Origin of the sequence: Anaerococcus sp. NML200537, from assembly GCF_026131715.1 — a bacterium.
Classification (GTDB): domain Bacteria; phylum Bacillota; class Clostridia; order Tissierellales; family Peptoniphilaceae; genus Anaerococcus; species Anaerococcus kampingae.
Genome location: NZ_JAMXSL010000005.1, coordinates 52,184 through 74,849 on the forward strand (window position 1 = coordinate 52,184; position 22,666 = coordinate 74,849).

At 39.7% G+C, this 22,666-nt stretch carries 19 protein-coding genes; 7 read left to right on the forward strand and 12 right to left on the reverse strand.

Annotation, left to right across the window (positions count from 1 at the left end; translation table 11 throughout):
* Positions 1–656: 656 nt before the first annotated feature.
* A complete protein-coding gene (locus NH288_RS02340; RefSeq protein ID WP_265212802.1) occupies positions 657–1,577 on the reverse strand; it encodes a lactate/malate family dehydrogenase in 921 nt (306 codons plus the stop codon).
* A gap of 158 nt (positions 1,578–1,735) precedes the next feature.
* Between NH288_RS02340 and NH288_RS02345 the strand changes: the two genes are divergently transcribed.
* The 5 genes from NH288_RS02345 to NH288_RS02365 all read left to right on the forward strand — a co-directional run bounded on the left by NH288_RS02345 (position 1,736) and on the right by NH288_RS02365 (position 6,321).
* Positions 1,736–2,893 (forward strand): NADP-dependent malic enzyme, encoded by a 1,158-nt coding sequence (locus NH288_RS02345; protein ID WP_265212804.1) that lies wholly within the window; start codon positions 1,736–1,738, stop codon positions 2,891–2,893.
* A gap of 129 nt (positions 2,894–3,022) precedes the next feature.
* The gene (locus NH288_RS02350; RefSeq protein ID WP_265212806.1) at positions 3,023–3,844 is read left to right on the forward strand and encodes a Cof-type HAD-IIB family hydrolase; all 822 of its coding nucleotides are present in this window, start codon (positions 3,023–3,025) and stop codon (positions 3,842–3,844) included.
* On the forward strand, positions 3,837–4,628 hold the full coding sequence (locus NH288_RS02355; RefSeq protein WP_106461430.1) for an MBL fold metallo-hydrolase: 792 nt from the start codon (positions 3,837–3,839) through the stop codon (positions 4,626–4,628). Before NH288_RS02350 ends, NH288_RS02355 begins: the two co-directional genes overlap by 8 nt.
* Positions 4,625–5,437, forward strand: coding sequence for a tRNA 2-thiocytidine biosynthesis TtcA family protein (locus NH288_RS02360; RefSeq protein ID WP_265212808.1), 813 nt, complete (start codon positions 4,625–4,627; stop codon positions 5,435–5,437). Before NH288_RS02355 ends, NH288_RS02360 begins: the two co-directional genes overlap by 4 nt.
* The gene (locus NH288_RS02365; RefSeq protein ID WP_265212809.1) at positions 5,434–6,321 is read left to right on the forward strand and encodes an undecaprenyl-diphosphate phosphatase; all 888 of its coding nucleotides are present in this window, start codon (positions 5,434–5,436) and stop codon (positions 6,319–6,321) included. Before NH288_RS02360 ends, NH288_RS02365 begins: the two co-directional genes overlap by 4 nt.
* A 793-nt stretch (positions 6,322–7,114) precedes the next feature.
* Here NH288_RS02365 and NH288_RS02370 read toward each other — a convergent pair.
* Together NH288_RS02370 and NH288_RS02375 are read right to left on the reverse strand one after the other, a co-directional pair.
* On the reverse strand, positions 7,115–7,585 hold the full coding sequence (locus NH288_RS02370) for a PTS system mannose/fructose/N-acetylgalactosamine-transporter subunit IIB (protein ID WP_265212811.1): 471 nt from the start codon (positions 7,583–7,585) through the stop codon (positions 7,115–7,117).
* A complete protein-coding gene (locus NH288_RS02375) occupies positions 7,586–8,233 on the reverse strand; it encodes an HAD family hydrolase (protein WP_265212813.1) in 648 nt (215 codons plus the stop codon). It lies immediately after the preceding gene.
* A gap of 128 nt (positions 8,234–8,361) precedes the next feature.
* Between NH288_RS02375 and NH288_RS02380 the strand changes: the two genes are divergently transcribed.
* Entirely contained in the window at positions 8,362–9,804 is a 1,443-nt protein-coding gene (locus tag NH288_RS02380) for a nicotinate phosphoribosyltransferase (RefSeq protein ID WP_265212814.1), read from the forward strand.
* A gap of 47 nt (positions 9,805–9,851) precedes the next feature.
* Here the strand turns inward: NH288_RS02380 and NH288_RS02385 are convergent, their stop codons facing one another.
* From NH288_RS02385 to NH288_RS02395, 3 genes are all read right to left on the reverse strand, one after another.
* Positions 9,852–10,715 (reverse strand): ROK family protein, encoded by an 864-nt coding sequence (locus tag NH288_RS02385; RefSeq protein WP_265212816.1) that lies wholly within the window; start codon positions 10,713–10,715, stop codon positions 9,852–9,854.
* A gap of 80 nt (positions 10,716–10,795) precedes the next feature.
* Positions 10,796–12,169, reverse strand: a complete 1,374-nt coding sequence (locus NH288_RS02390; RefSeq protein WP_265212818.1) for a glycoside hydrolase family 1 protein — start codon at positions 12,167–12,169, stop codon at positions 10,796–10,798.
* A complete protein-coding gene (locus tag NH288_RS02395; RefSeq protein WP_265212819.1) occupies positions 12,166–13,035 on the reverse strand; it encodes an ROK family protein in 870 nt (289 codons plus the stop codon). Before NH288_RS02395 ends, NH288_RS02390 begins: the two co-directional genes overlap by 4 nt.
* 40 nt (positions 13,036–13,075) lie before the next feature.
* On the opposite strand from NH288_RS02395, the gene NH288_RS02400 reads away from it, so the two are divergent.
* Complete coding sequence (locus tag NH288_RS02400) at positions 13,076–13,807, forward strand: MurR/RpiR family transcriptional regulator (RefSeq protein WP_265212822.1); 732 nt, start codon at positions 13,076–13,078, stop codon at positions 13,805–13,807.
* On the opposite strand, the gene NH288_RS02405 is transcribed toward NH288_RS02400, so the two are convergent.
* From NH288_RS02405 to NH288_RS02430, 6 genes are all read right to left on the reverse strand, one after another.
* Positions 13,800–15,080 carry a glycoside hydrolase family 125 protein gene (locus tag NH288_RS02405; protein WP_265212824.1) on the reverse strand — a complete coding sequence of 427 codons (1,281 nt, stop codon included), beginning with the start codon at positions 15,078–15,080 and terminating at the stop codon, positions 13,800–13,802. The genes NH288_RS02400 and NH288_RS02405 overlap by 8 nt on opposite strands.
* On the reverse strand, positions 15,080–17,701 hold the full coding sequence (locus NH288_RS02410; RefSeq protein WP_265212826.1) for an alpha-mannosidase: 2,622 nt from the start codon (positions 17,699–17,701) through the stop codon (positions 15,080–15,082). The genes NH288_RS02405 and NH288_RS02410 overlap by 1 nt, the downstream gene beginning before the upstream one ends.
* Positions 17,698–18,993 (reverse strand): protein O-GlcNAcase, encoded by a 1,296-nt coding sequence (locus tag NH288_RS02415; protein ID WP_265212828.1) that lies wholly within the window; start codon positions 18,991–18,993, stop codon positions 17,698–17,700. Before NH288_RS02415 ends, NH288_RS02410 begins: the two co-directional genes overlap by 4 nt.
* A 187-nt stretch (positions 18,994–19,180) precedes the next feature.
* On the reverse strand, positions 19,181–20,707 hold the full coding sequence (locus NH288_RS02420; RefSeq protein WP_265212830.1) for an ABC transporter substrate-binding protein: 1,527 nt from the start codon (positions 20,705–20,707) through the stop codon (positions 19,181–19,183).
* Between the two features lie 18 nt (positions 20,708–20,725).
* On the reverse strand, positions 20,726–21,649 hold the full coding sequence (locus NH288_RS02425) for a carbohydrate ABC transporter permease (RefSeq protein ID WP_106461416.1): 924 nt from the start codon (positions 21,647–21,649) through the stop codon (positions 20,726–20,728).
* 9 nt (positions 21,650–21,658) lie between these two features.
* The gene (locus NH288_RS02430; RefSeq protein ID WP_106461415.1) at positions 21,659–22,660 is read right to left on the reverse strand and encodes an ABC transporter permease; all 1,002 of its coding nucleotides are present in this window, start codon (positions 22,658–22,660) and stop codon (positions 21,659–21,661) included.
* Between the last annotated feature and the right edge of the window lie 6 nt (positions 22,661–22,666).

Sequence of the window (22,666 nt, forward strand, 5' to 3'; positions counted from 1 at the left end):
CCCTTCTGTTATCAGAATGGATGTGATAACAATTATATTATATCATAATTTTATCAAACCATAAAAATAAGCCCGTCCGAAAATAGCTTCTACGAAGATCTCCGTGCTACCGCACTATTATTCGGCATAAACAAATTGCCCAAGCGGCCGAGAGCATGCCGTAGCTGAGGAGCCGTGCAGTCCACCTCGCAGCGAAGCGAGAAGCAAGATTAATATTGAAATTATTTTTAACCTTGGTACAATAGTACTGAAGAAGAAATGTTAATATATGTCCATGTGGACACAGAAAAACCAGGAGCGGCTACTCCTGGTTTTTAATTTAGGCTAGTTATCGCCTTTACGTCCGTCCAGCCATTTGCAGATTAGGTGGCTAACCACTTCTGCCATGACGGATAAGAGAAATGTTAATATAATTTCCATATGAACACCTCCCTTCTGCTATCAGAATGGGTGCGATAACATTTTAATTATATCATAATTCAATCAAACTATAAAAATAAGCCCGTCCTGCTCGTGTCTATACTTATCCCAAATTACGAAGTGATTTGATGGTAAGCTAAAATTGCCCAAGCGGCCGAGAGCGTGCAGTAGCTGAGGGCCCGTGCAGACCACCTCGCAGCGAAGAGAGAAAGACCAGCATTACGCTGGTCTTGTGTCTATTCATACTTTGCCCTATTTGCCTTTAGGACTTCTTCAGAGTGTTTTATTCTTTTTATTTCTTCATCATTTAATTCTACCTCGAGGACTTTTTCAACTCCCTTTCTTCCTATAACACATGGAGTAGATAGGTAGATATCATCTATACCATATTGGCCTTCTAGGAGGCTTGCTACTAGGATTGTGGACTTTTTGTCATTGACTATGGCATCTATTATCGAGCAAACTGTAGAGCCTATGCCGCATTGGGTGTGGCCCTTGCCGTCTATTACCCTCCAGGCCCTCTCACGGACTAGGTTTTCGACCTCATCTCTTGAAAATTCGCAAGGATTTGCTTTGAGATACTCATCAAGACTCATATTGCCTATAGCTACCCTGGACCAAGCCACAAACTGGCTTTCGCCATGCTCGCCAAGAGTTACACCCCTCACATCTTTTGGATCAATATCTAAAAGCTTGGCAAGGGTTGTGTTAAGTCTTGTTGTATCAAGGGCTGTGCCAGAACCGATTACTCTTTCCTTCTCAAAGCCGCTTACCCTATAAACTAGATCTGCCATCAAATCGCATGGGTTGGATACGACTATAAATATCCCATCAAATCCCGCATCGACTACTTCCTTGACATAGGATTCGACTTGGTCTTTATACATTACATATTCTTCAAGCCTATCTTTGATTCCATCAAGGGTCCCTGTAGCAAGAACGATTATATCCCTGTCGGCCATATCCCTGTAGGAACCTGAGCTCATCTTTACATAATGAGGATAAAAGCTTGAAGCATCCTCTATATCCATCGCTTGGGCCTTGGCTAGGCCTTCTTTCTTGTCATTAAATTTAATATCAGATACTAGTCCCAGCCTTGCAGCAGTGTAGCCAACTGCAAAACCTACAGCACCTGATCCAATTATTCCTAATTTCATTTCTTTTCACCTCGCAAATTATTATACCAAAATATTCACATAATCCTACTCAAATATACAATTTGATATAAATTTATTAAAATACTTCACATCTGCCTAACTTGTGTTATAATCTAAGTAAGAATATATTGTTTTATCATTCTAAGAAAGGAAATAATATGGACGTATACGAAAAAGCATTAGAAAAACACAAGGCTTGGCAGGGAAAAGCCGCCACAGAAGTAAAGGCAAGGGTAGAAAATGCCGAAGATTTAACCTATGCCTACACACCAGGTGTAGCAGCACCATGCAGAAAGATTGCTGAAAATCCTGACGATGCCTATATCTATACATCAAAGGCCAATACCATAGCGGTAGTATCAGACGGGTCAGCAGTCCTAGGTCTGGGCAATATCGGCCCAAAGGCAGCCCTACCAGTCATGGAAGGTAAAGCAGTCCTTTTTAAGGAATTTGGAGATGTAAATGCAGTTCCAATTGTCTTAGATAGCCAAGACCCTGATGAGATTATAGAAACAGTCAAAAACATTGCCCCAGGCTTTGGTGGTATCAACCTTGAAGACATTTCATCACCTAGATGTGTCTACATAGAAAATAAACTAAAGGAAATTCTTGATATACCAGTCTTTCACGATGACCAACACGGCACAGCCATAGTCACAGCAGCAGCTCTAATCAATGCCCTAAAACTAGTAAATAAAAAGATCGATGAAATAAGAGTCCTAGTCTCAGGAGCAGGTGCAGCAGGCTACTCAATTACCAAGCTCCTCATAGATTTGGGAGTAAAGCACATAGTGGTGTGTGATTCAAAAGGCACCATCAACAAAGACCACCTAGAAAGCGAAAATCCAGTCAAAAAGCAAATAGCAGAAATAACCAATGAAGACAACTTCAAAGCAAGCCTTAAGGCAGCCATCAAGGGAAAAGACGTCTTCATAGGTGTATCAGCAGCAAATCTCTTAGATGCCAAGGACATAGAAAATATGAGCGATGACCCAATAGTTTTCGCTATGGCAAATCCTGTCCCAGAAATAGACTACGACCTAGCAAAATCTGCAGGAGCCAGGGTAGTAGCCACAGGAAGGTCTGATTATCCAAATCAAATCAACAATGTCCTAGCCTTCCCAGGCATTTTTAGGGGTGCCCTAGATGCCAGAGCTAGCCAAATCACAGATTCTATGAAGCTTGCCGCAGCCAAGGCCCTAGCCTCTATGGTAAGCGAAGAAGATTTAAACGAAGATCACATAATCCCAGGAGCCTTCGAAGAAGGCGTGGCAGCCCACATAGCAGATGCCGTAAAAAGTGAAGTAAAAGCCTAAGCATAAATAAGAAAATCCATCCATAAATCAAGCCCCTAGCATGGGGCTTTTCTTATTGAATAAGAGCCTTTAAACTAGTAAAATAATAAGGATTTGAAAAGTGTTTTAGATTTAGTAAAGAGGTAAAAATTGAAAAAAGATATAAAGCTAATAGCTTTTGATATAGATGGCACAATTATAAATAGCAAGGGCGAAGTTCTAAAGGAAAATAAGACCCTTATAAAAAAATTAAAAGACAAAGACATCAAAATCATCCTTTGCACAGGCAGGACCTTCAATGGCCACTGGTGGATAAGGGAAGAGCTTGATTTGATGGCCTATGACGACCTTTCTATCACATCCACAGGCGCCTACATCAGGAAAAACTCCACAGGCAAGGCCCTAATTGACAAGAGCCTGACCAAGGCGGATGTAAGATATATCTTCGACCAAATCGATGACCCTAGGCTTCAGATGTCAATTCATACAAGGGATGTCATTTTTATTAATGAAGATAAGCCAAACGAGGCCTTCCTCAAGGACAAGGGCCTAGTAAGGATGCCAAGGCTAGCCTATGATAGCTTGGATGATATTCCTGATGAGATTGCCAGAGTTTGCCTATCAGCAAGCCCTCAAATCTTAAAAGACTTTGAGGATAAGCACAGACAGGCAATCGAGACGAGATTTAAATACATGAGAAATGCACCCTTCATCAGCGAAATCCTAAATCCTCTGGCTGGCAAATCTGAGGCCCTAAGAGACTTGTCAGAGCTTACAGGCATTAATCTTGATAATATGATGTATTTTGGCGATGGCCTCAATGACCTAAAATCAGTCGAGCTTGTGGGAGTGGGAGTAGCCATGGGAAATGGAGCAGAGCCTACTAAAAAGGCCGCAGACTATGTCATTGGCACAAACGACGAGCCTGCCATAGCAGATTTCATAAGAAAGTATCTGGATATAGATGAATAGATTTGTAGTCCTATCTTCAGGTTCATCTGGCAATACTAGCTTTTTATCCTATGAAGGCACCAAAATCCTAATCGATGCAGGCTTTTCTGGCAGGAAAATTGAAAATCTTTTGGCAGAAATTGGTGAACACCCATCAGACCTTGACGGGATTTTCCTAACCCACGAGCATACAGACCACAGCCAGGGGGCTGCAGTCCTTGCCAAGAGGTTTAAGCTACCAATCTATGCCAACGAAGGCACTTGGAAGGCCTTTTTGCCAAAGACCAAAAATCTCAAGGACGAGTCGATTAAGATTTTTAAGTCCAATGAATTTTTAAACTTCAAAGCCATGGATATTTATCCAATTTCAACCTACCACGATGCCTATGAGCCGGTAGGTTTTGTAATTTACCTGGCCAATAAAAAGATAAGCCTAATCACAGACACAGGAGTAATTGACGAAAAGATCGCCTACCAAATAAAGGGATCTGATGTCTATTACATGGAGGCAAACCACGACCTGGAGGCCCTAAAGATTGGCCCATATCCCTATAAGCTCAAGCTTAGGGTCATGGGCAAGATGGGCCACTTGTCAAATGACCAAGCAGCAGAGGCCCTAGGCGATGCCCTTGAGGGCAAAAATGAAGCAGTCTTCCTTTCCCACTTGTCAGAGACTAATAATACCGAAGCACTTTCAAAAATCACAGTCGAATCCTATCTTAAGGGCCTAGGCCTAGACACAGACAAGGATATAGACCTAGAAGTAGCAAAAAGATACCAACCATCGAAAGAAATAATATTATGACAGATATAAAAGAAATAGAAAAATCACTTATAAAAAAATATAGAAAAGAAATATGGTCGCCCTTTATCAAGGCCATCAAGGAATTTGAACTCATAAGCGAGGGAGATGTGGTCGGAGTAGCAATCTCAGGCGGCAAGGATTCCCTAATCCTAGCCAAACTTATAGAAGAGCTCCACAAGCATGGCCCGGTAGGCTTTGATGTCAAATACATCTGCATGGACCCAGGCTATGATAAGGAAAATCTTGACCTTCTTAAGCACAACCTAGAATATTTACAAATCCCAGCAGGAATCTACGATTCCAAGGTTTTTGACATATCAGAGACCCTAGCAGATGGAGGCAATCCTTGCTATCTCTGTGCCAGGATGAGAAGGGGCTTTCTCTACGCCAAGGCTAAAGAACTTGGATGTAACAAGCTAGCCCTAGGCCACCATATGAACGATGTCATCGAGACAATCATGATGAATGTCCTCTATGCAGGAAATTTCAAAACCATGAAACCAAGGCTAGCCGCCCAAAACTTCGAAGACATGGACCTCATAAGGCCTTTATATTATCTTAAAGAAGAAGACATCATCAGGTGGAGGGACTTTGCAGGCCTTTCTGCCCTAGATTGTGCCTGCACAGTCACCAAATCTAGCTCATCCCACACCAGGGCTGAGATCAAAAAGCTAATAGCAGAAATTAAAAAAGATAACCCAGAAGTAGAAAAATCAATCCTAAGATCGGCTGAAAATGTCAACTGCGACATGGTCTTAGCCTACCAAATAAATGGAGAAAAACACTCATTCATGGAGGAATTTAAATGATAATTGACCTAATCAAAGTCCTAATCCTATCTATAGTAGAAGGGGTTACAGAATTTTTGCCAGTATCATCCACTGGCCACCTAATCCTAGTCAACCAATTTGTAAAATTAACGCCAGAAGGCTTCTCAAATGCCTTCAACGTCATAATCCAGCTAGGAGCTATCCTATCAGTAGTTGTGATTTATTTTCACAAGCTCAATCCTTGGTCAAAGGAGAAAATTTCCTTGCCAAAAAAATATGACAAGCTAAATGGCCAGTCCAAGGCCTACTTTATTTTGACCCACCCAGATGGCCAAACCATCAAATTATGGACAAAGGTAATAGTCGGAGTCCTACCAGCCATGGTCCTAGGCCTACTCTTTGATGATCTAATCGACAAATACCTTTTTAATCCAATCACAGTAGCAGCCATGCTTGTAATCTGGGGAATAATTATAATTTTAATTGAAAGAAAAAATAGGGGCAAGGAAGCCTTCGCCTACGAAAGCCTAGAAGATGTCCCATACAAAATAGTCCTAGCCATTGGATTTTTCCAATGCCTAGCCATGATTCCAGGCACATCCAGGTCAGCTTCCACAATCATAGGAGCCCTCCTCCTAGGCCTAAGCCGTCCAGCTGCAGCAGAATTCTCCTTCTTCCTAGCCATCCCAACTATGCTAGGAGCCACAGCCCTAAAACTATTCAAAAACCTAGCGGGTTTTTCAGGTTATGAGTGGTTTTTAATCGCCCTAGGTATGGTCTTATCATTTATAGTGGCCTACGCAGTAATCAAGAAATTCCTAGCTTATGTTAAAAACAACGACTTCATACCTTTTGGAATTTATAGGATAATATTAGGAGTTCTTGTATTGGGATATTTTTTGGTGGTTTCTTATCCAAGATAAGATTATTTTAAGGGGGTCCCCTAAGACCCCTTCTTTTTTTATCCAAGATAAAATTATTTTTTTAATGAATTTTTATTATTTAGTGTTTTTCTTCGTAACTTCATCACTTAATTTTATTTTATAAGTTACTATTGAATCTTCGTACCTAGGGGGAACCCAAGGGGGCGCAGATGCCCCCTACTGGTTCCCCCTAAGACCCCCTTACGCTACACCCCCGTCTGCTCCTAAAGCGGAGTGCGGAAAGTGAAGATTGCCTAACGGCAATCCACTATTTGTCGACAGAACCCCTTGTTTTAGCTATCTTTATTCGTACTGATTTTGACATTCCGAAGCCTAAAAATCTCAATCTAGCCCAAATATTTCTCTTATATTTATTTTACATCTCAGTAGTTACGGAAATTTCATATTCACTCGTGCGTCAGGAGATTTTCTTAACGGCATCTCCATTTACAAAATCTCCCGACCTTGGGAGTGTTATTCTGTGTTCTGAGAAAATGATAACTTCTGAGTGCTTTTAAGGCTCGTTTGCTTTCGCAAACATTGCGATTAGAGAGTCTAATAAACTTATTTATTGGGAGATTTAAAATAAAAAGTCACCGTCAAGAGTTTGCCCTAGCGGCCGAGAGCGAGGCCGCCCCCTTCGCCCCTCCTTTAGGCGAAGTCATCAGCTTGATGACAATAATTTATTATGAGATAAAATAACGAAGAAAAACACCAAATATAAATATAATACTAATAATTAAGTAATAAAAAAAGGGGATAATTAGGGGGAAGCCCCCTAATTCCCTTTTTATTATTGCAAGAAGAACTCATCTAAGGATCTCTTGCTGGCAAATGGCGAAAGTCTCACAGCTATTTCTGTACCTGCTTCTTTTAATTTCTTAAATATCCTCAAATCATTATCATCTACTGCTACTTCTTCTGTTAGGCTTTTTTTGCCCTCTTGCATGTGGATTATGCCTATGTTTAGTTTTTCGATTTTTATGCCGGAGTCTGCGATTTTTTCGGCATCTTCTGGACTTTCTACTATGGCGAAGTAGTCGCCTGGGTGTTTTTCTAGAAAATCTTTCACTTCTGCTACTTTTAAGTAGGTTGCCTCTATATTTTCTGGGATAGTTAGGTTCATTACTTCTTGTCTAAAGTCATCTGTGGCTACCCTATCATTTGCTATTATTACCTTGTCTATCCCGTATTTTGCACACCATATCTCTACGACCTTGCCGTGGGATAGGCGGGAGTCGATTCTTACTAGTGCTAGTTTCATTTAGGCCCTCCTTATATACATTTCTTTTGGATTATCTATGATTAAATCAGGGTTTCCTTCTTCTAGGATTTTCCTATCCCTAAAGCCCCAAGAGCAGGCTACTGTGTAGATACTTGCGTTTTTGCCACATTTTATGTCTACTTCGCTATCTCCAAAATAGATTATATCTGAATTATTTACCCCAAATCTCTCCTTTAAGATCATGATGCCTTCTGGGGATGGCTTACGCTTATAATCCTCTCTATAGCCTAGGATATAGTCAAAATAGCCTTCTCCAAAGACTGCTGGTATTACCTTATTACAGGTTTCATCTGGTTTATTAGAAAAACATACTAAGGGCTTGCCGGTTTTTTTAAGCTTATCTAATACTTCTTTTATCCCATCATAAGGTCTGGTAAGGTGGGATGGGTTGTCATCATAGGCCTTGTTGTAGGTATCTAGGAAATCTTTCCTGTAGGAAGCATCCCTTTCTGCCCCTACATAATCTAGGACTTTTTCGCAAAGGACTACTGGCCCATTGCCGACAAATTTTTCGACCATGACTTTTGGGCACTCCCCTAGGCCAAAAGCTTTTAAGGTTTGGTTTATAAAGTAAGTTATGGTATCTATTGTGTATAGCAAGGTACCATCTATATCAAATATATACATAAGTCTCTCCTCATTTCTTATGATTAATATACTTGTTTTAGCCCCTTATGGGTAATTTTTTGTAAATTTAGGAGCAAATTTCTAATTTTTGGGTATAAAGATAAGTAAAGTATAGAAAAGAGGAGCTTATGAGCGAGATTAGAAATTTATCCATGCTTAGTGACTTTTATGAGTTTACAATGGCGGCTGGATATTTTGAAAATGGCATGAAGGATCAAGTAGCAGTCTTTGATGCCTTTTATAGGAAAAACCCCGACGGCGGTGGTTATGCTATTTTTGCAGGTCTTAACGATGTAATCGACTTTATCAAGAACCTACATTTTACAGAAGATGACATAGAATATTTTAGACAGACTGAAAATTTCTCTGAAGAATTTTTAGAATATCTTTCTAATTTTAAGTTTACAGGCGATGTGTGGGCCTTTCCTGAAGGGTCTGTCATGTTTCCTGGCGAGCCAATTATTACTGTCAAGGCCCCTATCATTGAGTGTTCAATTATAGAAACTTACTTACTCTTGTCAATGAATTTTAATTCACTTATAGCAACTAAGACTAACAGGATTGTCTCATCTGCTAGGGGCAGGCTGGTTATGGAATTTGGGGCTAGACGTGCCCAGGGAGCTGATGCTTCAATTACAGGAGCTAGGGCTGCCTTTATTTCCGGTGCCCCACTTACTTCCAACACTTATTCATCACAAAAATACGGTTTTAAGGCAGCAGGAACCATGGCCCACTCTTGGATTCAAGCCTTTGACTCAGAATATGAGGCCTTTAAAACCTACGCCAAGATGTATCCAGATAATTGCATACTTTTGATAGATACCTACGATACCCTAGAATCAGGCCTTGTAAATGCCATGAAGGTCTTTAAGGAAGAGCTTGTACCAAAGGGACTTAAAGGCGGGGTTAGGATTGATTCGGGAGATTTAGCTTATCTTTCTAAGGAAGTTAGGAAAAGACTTGATGAAAATGGCCTAGAAGACTTTACTATTGTCGCTTCCAATTCCCTTGATGAATTTAAAATCGAGTCCCTCCTTGCCCAGGGAGCACAAATTGACTCCTTTGGTATTGGCGAAAGGCTAATTACTGCCAAGTCTGACCCAGTTTTTGGTGGAGTTTATAAGCTTGTTGCTATGGAAAAAGATGGGGATATGAAGGCTAAGATTAAGGTATCTGAAAATGTAGAAAAGATTACGACACCTGGCTTTAAGAAGGTCTATAGGCTTTATGACAAGAAAACTGGCAAGGCCGAGGCTGATTATATAGCCCTTGCCGAGGAGAAGGTGGATGATTCTAAGCCTATGGTAATCTTTGACCCACTCTTTACCTGGAAGATGAAAAAGATGAAGGACTTTAGGGCTAGAGAAATGCAGGTTCAAATCTTTGATAAGGGAGAGATTGTCTACGAACAGCCTTGCCTTGATGAAATCGCAGAATACAGAAAAGAAGAAGTGGCTAGTCTTTGGGATGAAGTGAAAAGATATGATAGCCCACACAATTATTATGTGGACCTTTCCCAAGACTTGTGGAATTTAAAGCAAAAACTAATTTTAGAAGCAAAATCTAAATAAAAATCAAGCTCTAAGCTAGCTAAATGCTGGCCTAGAGCTTTTTTCTTTTATTCATCTTTTAGGGCATCCTTGGCTAGGACATAGCCTCCTATAAGGCCTGCTTCATTGCCTAGTTCTGGGAAAACTATATACTCATCTGGATTTGGAATATTTATATAGTGGTTGTCAAGTTTCGCAAATTCTCTTCTGATTTTTTCAATCATACCTTCCTTATTTACTACACCACCGCCTATTATTATGATGTGTGGTCTTAGGATCATGGTGTAGGTCATAAGGCCCTTGGCTATATATCTGGCGAGTATATCAAAGGCTGGGTCATCCTTGTCGAGATTTTCTCCCCTGACCCCTGTCCTAAGCTCTAGGGCAGGTCCAGCGCAAAGGCCCTCAAAGCAAGAATCGTGGAAGTCGCACTTGGCCTTTACATCATCGCCTTCTTCTCTGGCAAGCTCTATGTGGCCCATTTCTGGGTGAGAGAAACCTTCAAGTAGGACTCCATCTTGGATATAAGAACCACCAACCCCTGTACCTATGGTTAAGTAAAGAGAGGAGCGTTTGTCCTTGGCTGCTCCGTACTTATATTCACCAATTCCGCTTGCCCCAACATCTGTGGTAAAGCCTATTGGTAGGTCTAATTCTTTCTTGATTGAACCTAAAAGGTTAAAATTTCTCCAAAGTTTTTTTGGAGTTTCTAGGACAAAGCCGTAGGTTTTTGACTCCTTGTCCACATCAATTGGTCCAAAGGCTCCAATTCCAATGCTTTCTACAGGATTTGCCTTTAAAAAATCTACCACATCCTTCATATTTTCCTTAGGATCAGATGTTTCTATTCTTATTTCCTTAATAATATTACCTAATTCATCTAAAACTGCACACCTAATCTTTGTGCCGCCTAATTCAATTGACCCGTACATAATTACTCCTTTTTGATTTCTTACTTATATTATAAGCTATTTTAGGAAAAATTGGAAATCGCTTGTATAAATTTACCTTATTAAAAACCCTTGTTTTCACTTAGTTTCTTAAACCATTCCCCAGACTTTTTGATAATCCTCTCGCCGGTGTCAAGCTTATATTCTACAAGGCCATATCTATTTTTATAAGCATTTAGCCAGGACCAGCAATCTATGAAGGTCCATAGATGGTAACCCTTGCAATTTGCCCCTTCATCCATGGCTTTTTTGAGGTAGGTCAAATGCTCTTTGATAAAGTCAATCCTATAATCATCCTCTATCCTGCCATCTTTTCTAAACCTTTCCTCATCTTCGACTCCCATGCCATTTTCTGAGACAAACCAATCTATATTATTGTAATTGTCCCTAATATTGATGGCTATGTCATAGATGGCTTGAGGGTAGATTTCCCAACCCCTGTAAGGGTTCATGCGCTTACCTGGCATATCGTATGGCAGATAGTACTTAGTAGGCATAAATATGGCATCATCCTTGTAGGTGTAAGGATTTTCCATGACTCTAAGTGGCTGATAATAATTTACCCCAAGGAGGTCTACAGTATTGTTTTTGATTATTTCTAGCTCATCTGCAGTGAAATCTGGCATGAGGTCTTCTTTTTTGATTATATCGACAAGCTCTTTTGGATAAGTCCCGAGGACTGATGGGTCTAGGAAGGACTTTTGGGCAAAGAGGTCTGCAATCCTTGCAGCTTCTAGGTCGTTTTTGTGATTGCTTCTCGGATAGGCTGGAGTTAGGTTTAGGATTATGCCGATTTTTTTATTTGGGTCTAGCTCTCTTAGGGCCTTTATGGCCTTGGCTGATGCCAGCTGTGTGTTATAGGCTACTTGGACTGCCTTTTTAGGATCTACCTCGCATGGGTAATGATATTGATAAAGGTAGCCACATTCGACATGGACGATTGGCTCGTTGAAGGTAAAAAAGCAATCCACATATTCTCCAAAGAGCTTAAAGCAAGTCTTTGCGTAGTCTACATACTTTTCTACGACCTCTTTATTGGCCCAACCCCCAATTTCCTGGAGATACATGGGCATATCAAAGTGGAAAAGATTTATAAAAAGTTTAATATTTTTATCCTTGATAGCCTTAAAGTATGATTTGTAAAAGTCGACTGCCTTTGGATTTACCTTCCCATCCATGGCTGGAATAAGCCTAGACCAGGAGATGGATGTCCTAAAGGAATTGTGGCCAGTTTTGGCCAAAAGTTCGACATTTTCCTTATAATCGCAGTAGAAATTGGAAGTATTTTCCGGGCCTATCAAGTCATGAAACTTGTAAGGCTCCTGTCTATACCAATAATCCCAGATATTATCAGTCTTGCCATCAGTATTTCCCCCTTCTGTTTGGGTAGCTGAGGTTGCAGATCCGAATAGAAAGTCTTCAGGAAATTTTATCATAGCTTCTCCCTTTCTTCTCTTAGTTTGATGTTGGCATAAGCCCCGTAGAGGTTGTTGTCATTGAAAAATGATACCGGCCTTATTTCTATGCTTACTCCAGCAAATATCTCTTCTTTTAGCTTGTCTTTTAGGGCAGTCATAAAGTTTTTATCTTCAGAAATCGCTCCGCCTATATAGATCACTTCTGGGTTGATGGAATAGGCGATATTGTATAGGCCCATGGCAAGGTAGGTAAACATCTTATCTACCTCGCTATAGCAAGGCTCTTCCTTTTTGAGGTAGTTTTTAAAAATCGTGTAGGTATCAAGGTCAAGGTCATATTTTTCCTTGATGGCCCTTGCCACATTTGGCAGAGTCCCTAGGGTGGATAGGTTTTTGATCTTGCCATAATCATTAAAGAGCATATAGCCAAATTCTCCACTTTCTAGGCTAAGGCCCCTTAAGATTTCTCTATCCTTTACCACTGCCCCGCCTATGCCAGATCCTATTATCACAAAGCAAACCAGGCTTTCTTCAAGCTCTTTATAATAAATTTCCCCAAGGGCTGCGCAGTTGGCATCATTTTCTATGGCTACTGGTATTTTAAATTTCTCTTCTATATGTTTTGCAAAGTTTCTCTCATCAAGATAGCCTAAGGCTGTAAGGCCACCTACGTGGAAAGACTTGCTATCAACTGTGCCTGGGGAAGAAAATCCAATGGCATCTATCTGGTATTCTGCCACAAATTTATTTACAGTTTCTTCCAAAAACTTGATAAATTCGTCCATAGTTGGAAGGCTTTTGGCAGAATCTTTTTTTATTATTTTTTCATTTTCAATTAGTGCATACTTGGTGGATGACCCACCTATATCAAATACTAAATACATAATTCCCTTCTTATGTTATAATTATCTTAGGAGTGATTAGATGACAAATACTACTTATAATTTCATTATGGATATCATAAGCTCAAAATCTATTAAACTATCAAAGTCTGAAAGGGTGATTGTTGATAAAATCAAGGATATGGACCTAGACCTTGATAGGCTTCATATCAATGAATTTGCAAATTTATTAGAGCTTTCAAATTCGACTATTACTCGCTTTGCCCAAAAGCTAGGCTTAGATGGATATTCTGAGCTTAAATTTAATATTTCCCAAAAATTGCAAAGTCCCAAGTCCCTAAGCCAGGAAATCTACAAGAATTTTATAGATTCTTGCAAGGCCTTTGATGATAAAACTATTGACTTTATCAAAAGCCTTGCCAGTTTTGGTAAGATTGCCGTAATTGGTATTGGCTCATCTGGCCTTTGTGCCAATGAATTTGTCTACAAATTTGGCGAAATCGGCCTTGATAATACCGACTATGCCAAGGAGCCTTATTCTATAAATCTACTTAGCAAGGGGCTGTCAGAAGATGACCTTTTGATTGCAATTTCCCTTTCTGGAGAAAACCACAACCTCCTTGAAGGAGTGGACAATGCCAAGGCAAATAGGGCAAAGATCCTTGCCATCACAGGAGATGGGGAGTCGACCCTTGCTAAAGAAGCTTCCCTTGCCATCATCCTTCCACCCTATCCGAAATATTCCTACAAGATTTCAAAAATATTTCCTGTAACCTTTATGCTTGATATGATTTGCGAGGCCTATCTTAACTAGCCTTTATCATTTCTATGCCTAAGTAGCTTAGGACAGCCTCTACAAAAATTGAATTGGACCAGGAAAACCAATCTCTGGTGTATTTTTCTGGATCATCCTTATCAAAACCCTCGTGGCACAAATAGGTGCCTGCGTGGGTTTTTTCAAAATATCCAAGAATTTCTTCCTGCTCTTTTTTATCGGTAGCTGTCATAAGCTGCATGGAAAGGGCCAAATGCCAGATGTAATTTTCAGGTGTGTGGTTTGAACCGATGCCTTTTGCAGCCGTCCCTTCATAATAATTTTCGTTTTTATCTGAAAGGATAAAGGCCCTGGTGGACTTATAAATCGGGTCATCTTTTGCTAGATAGCCCAGATAAGGAAGGGATAAGAGGCTTGGAATATTGGCATCATCCATGAGATTGTAAGAGCCAAGCCCGTCTGTCTCATAGGCATAAATCTTGCCAAAATCATCATCCTCTGTAATTCCATATTTTTTAATCCCGCAATCAATCTCCTCTGCCAATTTTTTCATCTTTGCTGATAATTCATTTGCCAAATTTTCCTGATCTAGGCAAGCAGCAAGTCTTCTTAGGGCTACCACGCAAAAGGCATTGGCTGGGATTAGATATTGGTAGATGCAGGAATCATCACTTGGCCTAAAGCCAGTCCAGGACATGCCTGTATAGCTAACATCAGTCCCCCTCGCACCACCCCTTAGCGAATCGCTAGGGGCCCATGGGTCTGGTCTTTCAAAGATGTAGGGAGAATTGTCATGGTTTTGCTCTAATTTTATAAGGTCTACCATATCATTCAAAACCCTTAAAAATTCCCCGTCAAAAATAGTCCCGTCCTTGGTCTTTTCATAATAAAGATAGGCAAGCTCCATTACATAGCAAAGGGAGTCTAGCTCGTATTTTCTCTCCCAAACCCAAGAAGATTCAAAATCTGTTATATCCTTATCAGTCCAACACCTGCCATTTGCTTCGATATTAAAGGCATTGGCATAAAGGTCCTTATCTAGGCAAAAGATTTGTCTGGCGAGGACTTTTTTAATAAGGTCATTGGCCTCCTTGCTATCTATATAAAAAAGCGGTCTAATCTGGCCAGATGAGTCCCTAAGCCACATAGCTTCTATATCGCCAGTGATTACAAAGGCATCACCCCTATCAGTTTCTTTTATGGTGGTGGTGAAAGTGTTGTTAATGGCTTTTTTAAAAATCTTTTTAATCTCATCGGTAAGCTGGTCGGATTTTTCAACTCTCTCCACCAAGTCTCTTACAATTTCTTTCATCAAAGCTCCAATCTGTATGTTTTAATCTCAAAGCCTGGCAAGATTTTGTCAATCTCATCTTTTATCTGAACATCTCCTAAGATGTCATATTCTACCCCCTTAAGGTCAAGCTCCTTAGGGCTTTCTCCTGGATTGTAGACTCTTAGGATTGGCTCGTTCTTGTCATTTCTATATAAGGTTGAGAAAAGATTGTCTCCCAGGTCGATTTGAGGAAGATTTGTATCTTTTTTCTCGATTTCGTTTTTATCTAGGCCAAGGCTTACAAAATCCACCCTGGCTTGTAAAATATCTTGCCTATTTTTATCAAAATCATTTGCAAAGCCTGCAAAGTAGAAGTCAAAGGTCATTTCAGATAAGTCATCTTTTATAAGCTGGGCATCGGGTGTTGGGAAATATCCCCAATCACCAAGCTCGCCTACTGACCTAAAGAGGGTTATATAAAGGCCTTCGCCCCTTACCATCTCATATTCGGCAGGGCCAACTGCAGATACTCCAAAGCCCTTTTTACCCTTATCCATTACTTGGACATAACGGTTGAAATTTTGGGAATAGTCTGGGTTTTTCCATGTTTGTGGTGGATAGGCATCTCTTTCTACACATTCAAAGATAGATTCTGCATAGACCTTGTCTGTTGCCAGATTATGACCAAAGAGGAGGCGCATCCTGTGGTCTTTGGCTAGGTTTTTAAGGCTGATTTTGACCTTAAGAGGGGCTTTTGCATGGTAAAGGGTGATTTCCTTATCAATTGTCATCTCTATTAAGTCACTAGACCTATTCGCCCTTCTCTGGGTGATGTCGTTAAGGCGGATTTGCTCGGCTAAAAGCTTATCTTCGGCTGCTTTTGGAAGCTTAAAGCTTTCTCTTAGTTTAATTATAGTCTTGTCATTTTCTCTTATAATTTTTTGGTCGATTAGTTTGCCGCCAAGAATCCTTGCCCCATCTGTCGATTGTCTATAGATATATTCATTGCCTATATCGCCTGTATCTTCGATGGCTAGAACGTTTTTAAAGGTCAATCCCGAGCTTTTGTCATAAATATTTAGGCTAGCATTATCATTTATCTCTAGCTTATAAAAGTCATTTTCTATTGTTTTTTCATTTATTTCCCTAGATGTAAAGGAAGATTTGCCAGAAACTAGCCTTAAGATTTTTTTCTCAAAGGCTTTTAGTTTTAGGATAAATCTGACTCTCACCCTATTTGCAAAATATGGCTTTCTAAACTTATCATCTGGCAAGATATAGCCAAAGCCTGTGCCTAGGTAGGTGATTTCTGCAGGGATTTCTACCCCGTCTTCATCTACTAATTTCAATGCTGGGACAGCTTTTCCCGCAAGTTCATCATAAACTTCTGGATAATCTATGCCGAAAAATTTCCTATCTATTTCGATATCTGTTAGCACTTCTTTCATCCTCTTATAAGGGAGGGTGTTTATTATGCAAATGGCATGATTATTGGCATTAGCTGTTGTTTCCCTGATTTTTTTCTTGGCAAAGTCTTCTAAATAATCAAGGCCATCATATACACTCTTAAAGCGTCTGAGATTTCCATCGTGGACTGAGTCTATGGAACAGCCACAAATGCTGTCGTGGGGATGGTTTTTGACTAATTCTTGGTAGAAATAATCTAGCTTTTGCTGAGGATAGGCATCCTCATCCACAAAAAGGGTAAAGAGGGGCTGAATTACTTCTTCAAAACGCATCTCCAGGCTCTTGTTGTATTTTTTTAGGTAATACCTAGATGAGGATGTGGAATTTAGGGTCCACCAACCATCAGTTGCCTGGCTTCTAAGCTCGCCCTTGATTGTATCAAGGTCTCCTACCTCCTCTTCTAGAGCCTTAAAGTAAAGGTCTAAATTTGAATGGATGAAATTATAATCTTCATAAAGGGCATTAGCCTTTTTTATGATTTGTCCAATATTTTTCTGGACTGGTGAATGATCACAACCATTCATTAAAAGAAGCTGATTTGTGGATGCGTATTTTTCCATATCGGCAATGCGTTTGTCCATATAGGCCTTAAGTTCATCCTCATCTTCTGGTATATCAAGGCCATTGGCATACCAATTTGCAAAAAGCACGCTTAGGGTCTTATCGCCATTGGGGCTTTGCCAATAAATTTCAGAATTTTTTGAGGTGAAATCTTCAATCACTACATTGTCAAAGCCAGTAGCCTTGACTCCCCTGCCAAAATATGCCACGTCTATCCCTGCTTTTTTGAGGATTTGGCTGGCCTGGCCGATATTGCCAAAGGTGTCTGGGAAATATCCAATCATTGAAGGATGTCCCCACTTTTTGATATTTTTAATGCCAAGGCTTAGGTTTTTAAGGTTAGATTCTCCACTTGTAAGGAAGGCATCTTGGAGGATATACCAAGGACCTAGCCTTAGCTTGCCAGCTTCTATCAGATTTTTAATTTTTTCTTTATTTTGAGGGCGGACCTCAAGATAATCTTCTATGGGTAGGTAGTGGCCATCTAGCCAATAGTATTTAAAGTCTGGGTCGTCAAAGGCCTCAAGGACCCCATCCATAAGGTCAATTAGACGCATGTGGTGGTTTTCATAAGGCAGGTACCACTCCCTATCCCAGTGGGTATGGCTTACAATGTGGACGGTCTTTTTCATTGGTCATACCCTAATCTTAGGTCTTCGTAGATTTTTTCAAGGACTCTGGAGGTCTTTACCTGTCTTTGTTCGAGCCTATCTTGGGTAAATTCTGTATAAATTTCTACCTTGCAATCTTCTGTCTTTTTATAAAATTCTTTGGCCTTTTCTAAATTCCCATCAAGTAGGGCCTTGACTGCTTTTAATAGATAAGAAAGGGATTTGAAAAATTCCTTTACTTCCCTATATAATTTTTCATTTGTGTAGTTTTTAAAATAAGAGTCAATTGCTCCTAGCTTTTTATCAATGAGGGCCTCAAGTCTTTTATAATCATTGTCTTGGTAGGCTTTTAATATTTCCCCATCTTCCTGGTATTTTCTCTCAGTGAACCTATCATAAACCCCAGATCCAAAGAAGGAATCAGAAATTATATATAGGTCATCAGCCACCTTGTTATCAACATAAGAAAGGGCTGCCTTAAAGGATTTTAGAGGGTCGTAGGCCTTTGGGTCCTTGGAGAAATCTTCTATCTGGTAGATTGAAATCTTGGAAAGCTCTGCCTGGTTCATTGGATTTGAGAGGATGGACTTGTAATTGACATCCCTTGAGTCGAAAAACTCAAAGATTTCCATAAAGATTTGATCTCTTAGATAATCATTGACAGGCCAATTAAGCCAAATGTCAGCTTCCTTATCAAAAAGGTCTATAAATTTGTCATTGGATGCCTTTGTTATTGGAACAACTACATCATAGCCTGTCCACATGATAGATAAATTATCAAGCCCCCTTAGAAGCTTAAAATATTCTTCTCCCTTTTGGTCTATCCAGGCTGAATTGTACCAAGGATGGACAAAGAGAAGTTCTTTATTTTCAAAATTTTCTAGGTGGGCCAAGATATCTTTTACAAGTCTTAGGTGGAAGTCTCTTTGCTCGTAAGCCAAATCCCTATCGATATCATCCATGCAAAGGGCAAAAGATGTAACTCCTGCCTCATGGAGCCTATCATATTTGGCAAAGAGCTTTTTGATTTCTGCATCGTAGTCGTCAAATTTTATTAGATTTTGTCCAGGATGGATGGCCCAGATAAAGTCTACTGACTTTTTCTTGGCAAGGGAAGCTAGTTTACTAAGCTCAGCTAGCTTTTCATCTGGATAGGCTTCTCTCCATTTTATATTGTGATATGGGTCATCCTTAGGTGCGTAGATATAGCGATTCATCCCTATGTCTGATAGGAATTCTATCATTGATAATCTATCTTCAAAGCTCCAAGGTATTCCATAAAATCCTTCTATTACCCCTCTTTTTTCTAACATATTCACTCCTATTTTAATCTTTAAAATGAAAATATTTTCATTTTTCTTTACAAATATAAAGGGCTGCTGCACTTGTAAATAAAAATCCACAAGCTGAGGAAATATCCACAAGGCTTAGCCTTTGGCGGATATCCCTCTAGGTGTGGTTTGCTTATTTACTTAAGCAACTGCCCCTTTAAATATTTTACTATTTGTTCCAAGCGTCTAATTGGTTTTGAACTTCTTCTATTACCTTGTCAATTCCTGCTGCGTTTAGTTTTTCTAGGAATTCGTCATAATAGCTTTCATCGAAGGCACCAGTTTTTAGGTTGATGGTGTATTCGTTTACTGATTGTTGGATGTTTGCTATTTCTGTTGCGATTTTGCTTTCATCTAAGGTGAAGCCTAGAACTGGAGATGGTGCTAGTCTTTCTTCAAATTCTTTTGCTTCCTTATCAAATTCTTCATCGCCGATTCCTGGTGCACCATCTAGTGGTGTTCTATTTAGTGCTGATAGGAAGGTAAAGGCTGGTACATCGTAATCATTGTCTATGCCGTCAGCATCTTTGTTGTGTTTTACAACCTTGCCGTCTTTGTATTCGAAGTTTTTACCTTCGATACCGTAGCATAACATGTCTTGTAATTTCTTGTCTGTGAACATTCTATTGATAAAGTCCATGGCTAGCTCTGCCTTGTCAGATTGAGAGTTGATTGATACCATCTTACCTTGGGCTTTGTCGTTTGATACTACTATCTTATCACCTACGATGTTTGATACTACATCATTACGTGGTGCTACTGACCAGATTGCTGCTGATCCTGGTTCTCCTTCACCTTCTGTTAGGAGTACTTCATTTTCTGGCATTACTGTTCCAGGTTCTACTTGTGGTGCTGATGGTGAAATATATCCATTGTCCATGTATTCTTTCATCTTCATGATTTGTTCTTTGAATAGGTCAGCTGAATAGCGGTTGTAAGCTACAAGTTTGCCATTTTCTTCTTTTACAGCTACACCGTCAGTTACAACGTATTCTGGTTCTGGCATTGCAAATAAGAAGTCTTTTGATACGCCAAATGGATATTGCATGCCTTCTTTTTCTTTTACTTCTTTAAAGATTGGTTCTAGTTCTGTGATGTTTTTGATGTTTTTGTAGTCGATGTTGTATTTATCAACCATGGATTTTGTCCATACAAATTGGTTGGCTGCTACTACACCTGGATAAGCTGCAGGTATACCGTAGATTTTATCATTCATGCTTACGCCTTTTAGCATGTCTGGGTTGATTAGGTCTACAAATTCTTTACCTTTTATTAATTCTGTTAGATCCATTAGAGCATTTTGAGATACTAATGTCTTATATGGGCCTGCCCAGCTTGCTGTGAAAGCTAAATCCCAATCTTCACCTGTTGATGAAGCTAGTTGAAGTCTTTGTTCATAGTCACCCCAATCGTAGAATACTAGGTTTAGGTGGTAACCTGCTTTTTGTTCATCGAGGTATTCGTTGATTTTTGCTACAGTTTCATCTGTACCTGTTTGTGGAGTACCGATGTTAAGGTAGGTTAGGGTTGGGACATCCCCTGTTTCGGTTTTCTTATCATCCTTTTTTTCTGCAGTTTCTGTTGTTTCTGTCTTTTTTGTTTCTTCAGCTGGCTTTTCATTGTTTCCGCATGCAGAAATTCCTAAAGCGAGCATTAGTGCCATTGATGTGTAAGCAAATTTTTTAACTAAATTCATGATCTCCTCCTTAATGAATTATTCTTTTACTGCTCCAAGTGTTAGACCACTTATGAAGTATCTTTGGAAGAATGGATAGGTTATGGCAATTGGCGCTGTTGTTATAACTACTATGGCCATTCTCAAAGTCTCCTGTGGCAAAGTTTTCATTGCTTGATTGGCTACACCTCCTATTTGGCTACCTCTAGATGCGAGGAAGGCCGTTGAATTTTGTACTCTTATTAACAGGTATTGGACTGGTATCTTATTTAAGTCATCTATATAAAGCATGGCATTGTACCAATCATTCCAATAGCCTAGTGTTAAAAATAGTCCGATTGTGGCAAGGACTGGCAAGGATAGGGGAAGGACGATTTTGAAAAATATCTGAAATTCGTTAGCTCCGTCTATGGTTGCCGCCTCTATTAGGGCATTTGGGATGGACGTTTGGAAAAATGTCCTCATTATTATTATGTTAAAGGTGCCTAAAAGTAGGGGCAAGATTAGGGCCCACACTGAATTTCTAAGTCCTAAAAACTGTGTCATTACTAAATAGCTTGCTACAAGTCCGCCTGAAAATAGCATCGGAATTGTAGATACTTTTGTGAAAAATCCCTTAAATTCAAAATCATCTCTAGATAGGGCGTAAGCATAAAGGGTTGTCAAACATAGGGCAAGGATTACACCTACCACTGTGATAAAGATTGACACCTTATAGGCCCTGATTATAGTTGATCCTGACCTAAAGATTAGCTTGTAGGCATCAAAGCTTATCTGTTTTGGAAATAAGCTGTAGCCGTTTGTGGCAAGGGTTGCCTCATCTGTGATTGATATGACAAAAACAAAGAGGAAAGGCAAGATTGCCGATATGGTCAAAAGAATCAAATATATATTTAGGCCGATATTGCTTGCCCTAGATACTTCTAAGGGATCATAATGCTTTTTATTTTTTATTTCTTGCATGATATCCTCCTAGAATAGGGACCTTTGTGGGTCGTATCTCTTGACTAGCTTATTGGCTCCAATTATTAAGATTGCTCCAACAGCTGATTGCAAGAGTGAAACTGCTGATGATAGGCCTATATCTCCATTTTTCATTAGGGCCCTAAATACATAGGTATCGATTACGTTTGTAACAGCATAAAGTGGTCCAGAATCTCTTGGCACTTGGTAGAATAAACCAAAATCTGCCCTGAAGATATTTGCCAGACTCATTATAAACAAAACTGTCACAACTGGCTTTAGCATTGGGATGGTGATGTATTTGATCTGCTCCCACTTGCTTGCCCCGTCCATAACCGCCGCCTCATAATAGGTCTTATCGATTCCTGATAGGGCTGATAGATAGACTACTGTATTGTAGCCTAGGCCCTTCCAGGCATTGATGATTACCAAGAAGACTGGCCACCAGGTCTTTGTGGTGTACCAATTTATATTTTTGCCACCGAATTTTGTCAAGAGGGCATTTAAAAGACCCTTATCTGGTGATAAAAATGCAAATACTGCATAAGAAATAACTACCCATGATAAAAAGTAAGGCAAGAAGAGGGAAGTTTGGTAAAACTTCGCAGCCTTTCTATTTAAAAGCTCATGGAGGGCTATAGCTGTAAACATTGCAAGAACAATGTTTACAACTATGAAGGTAGCATTGTACAAAATTGTATTTCTTATGATCACCCAAGCGTCGTTAGACTGGAAGAAGAACTTGAAGTTATCAAATCCAATCCAGTCGCTGTGGTAGAGATTGTAAAAGAAATTTTTAGAAAATACCTTATAATTTTTGAAGGGGATGATGACCCCAAACATTGGTAGATAGCTCATTATTGCAAACCAGATGAAACCTGGCAGGCAGAAGGCCATCAGAGGTAGGTTCTTTTTAAATCTTTGGCTAAATGGTTTTTTGGCTTTTTTCTTTCTTTCTTTTAATTCTTTTTGGTCAAGGACCTTAGTCTGACCCAAGTTTTTATTATCCATTTTAAC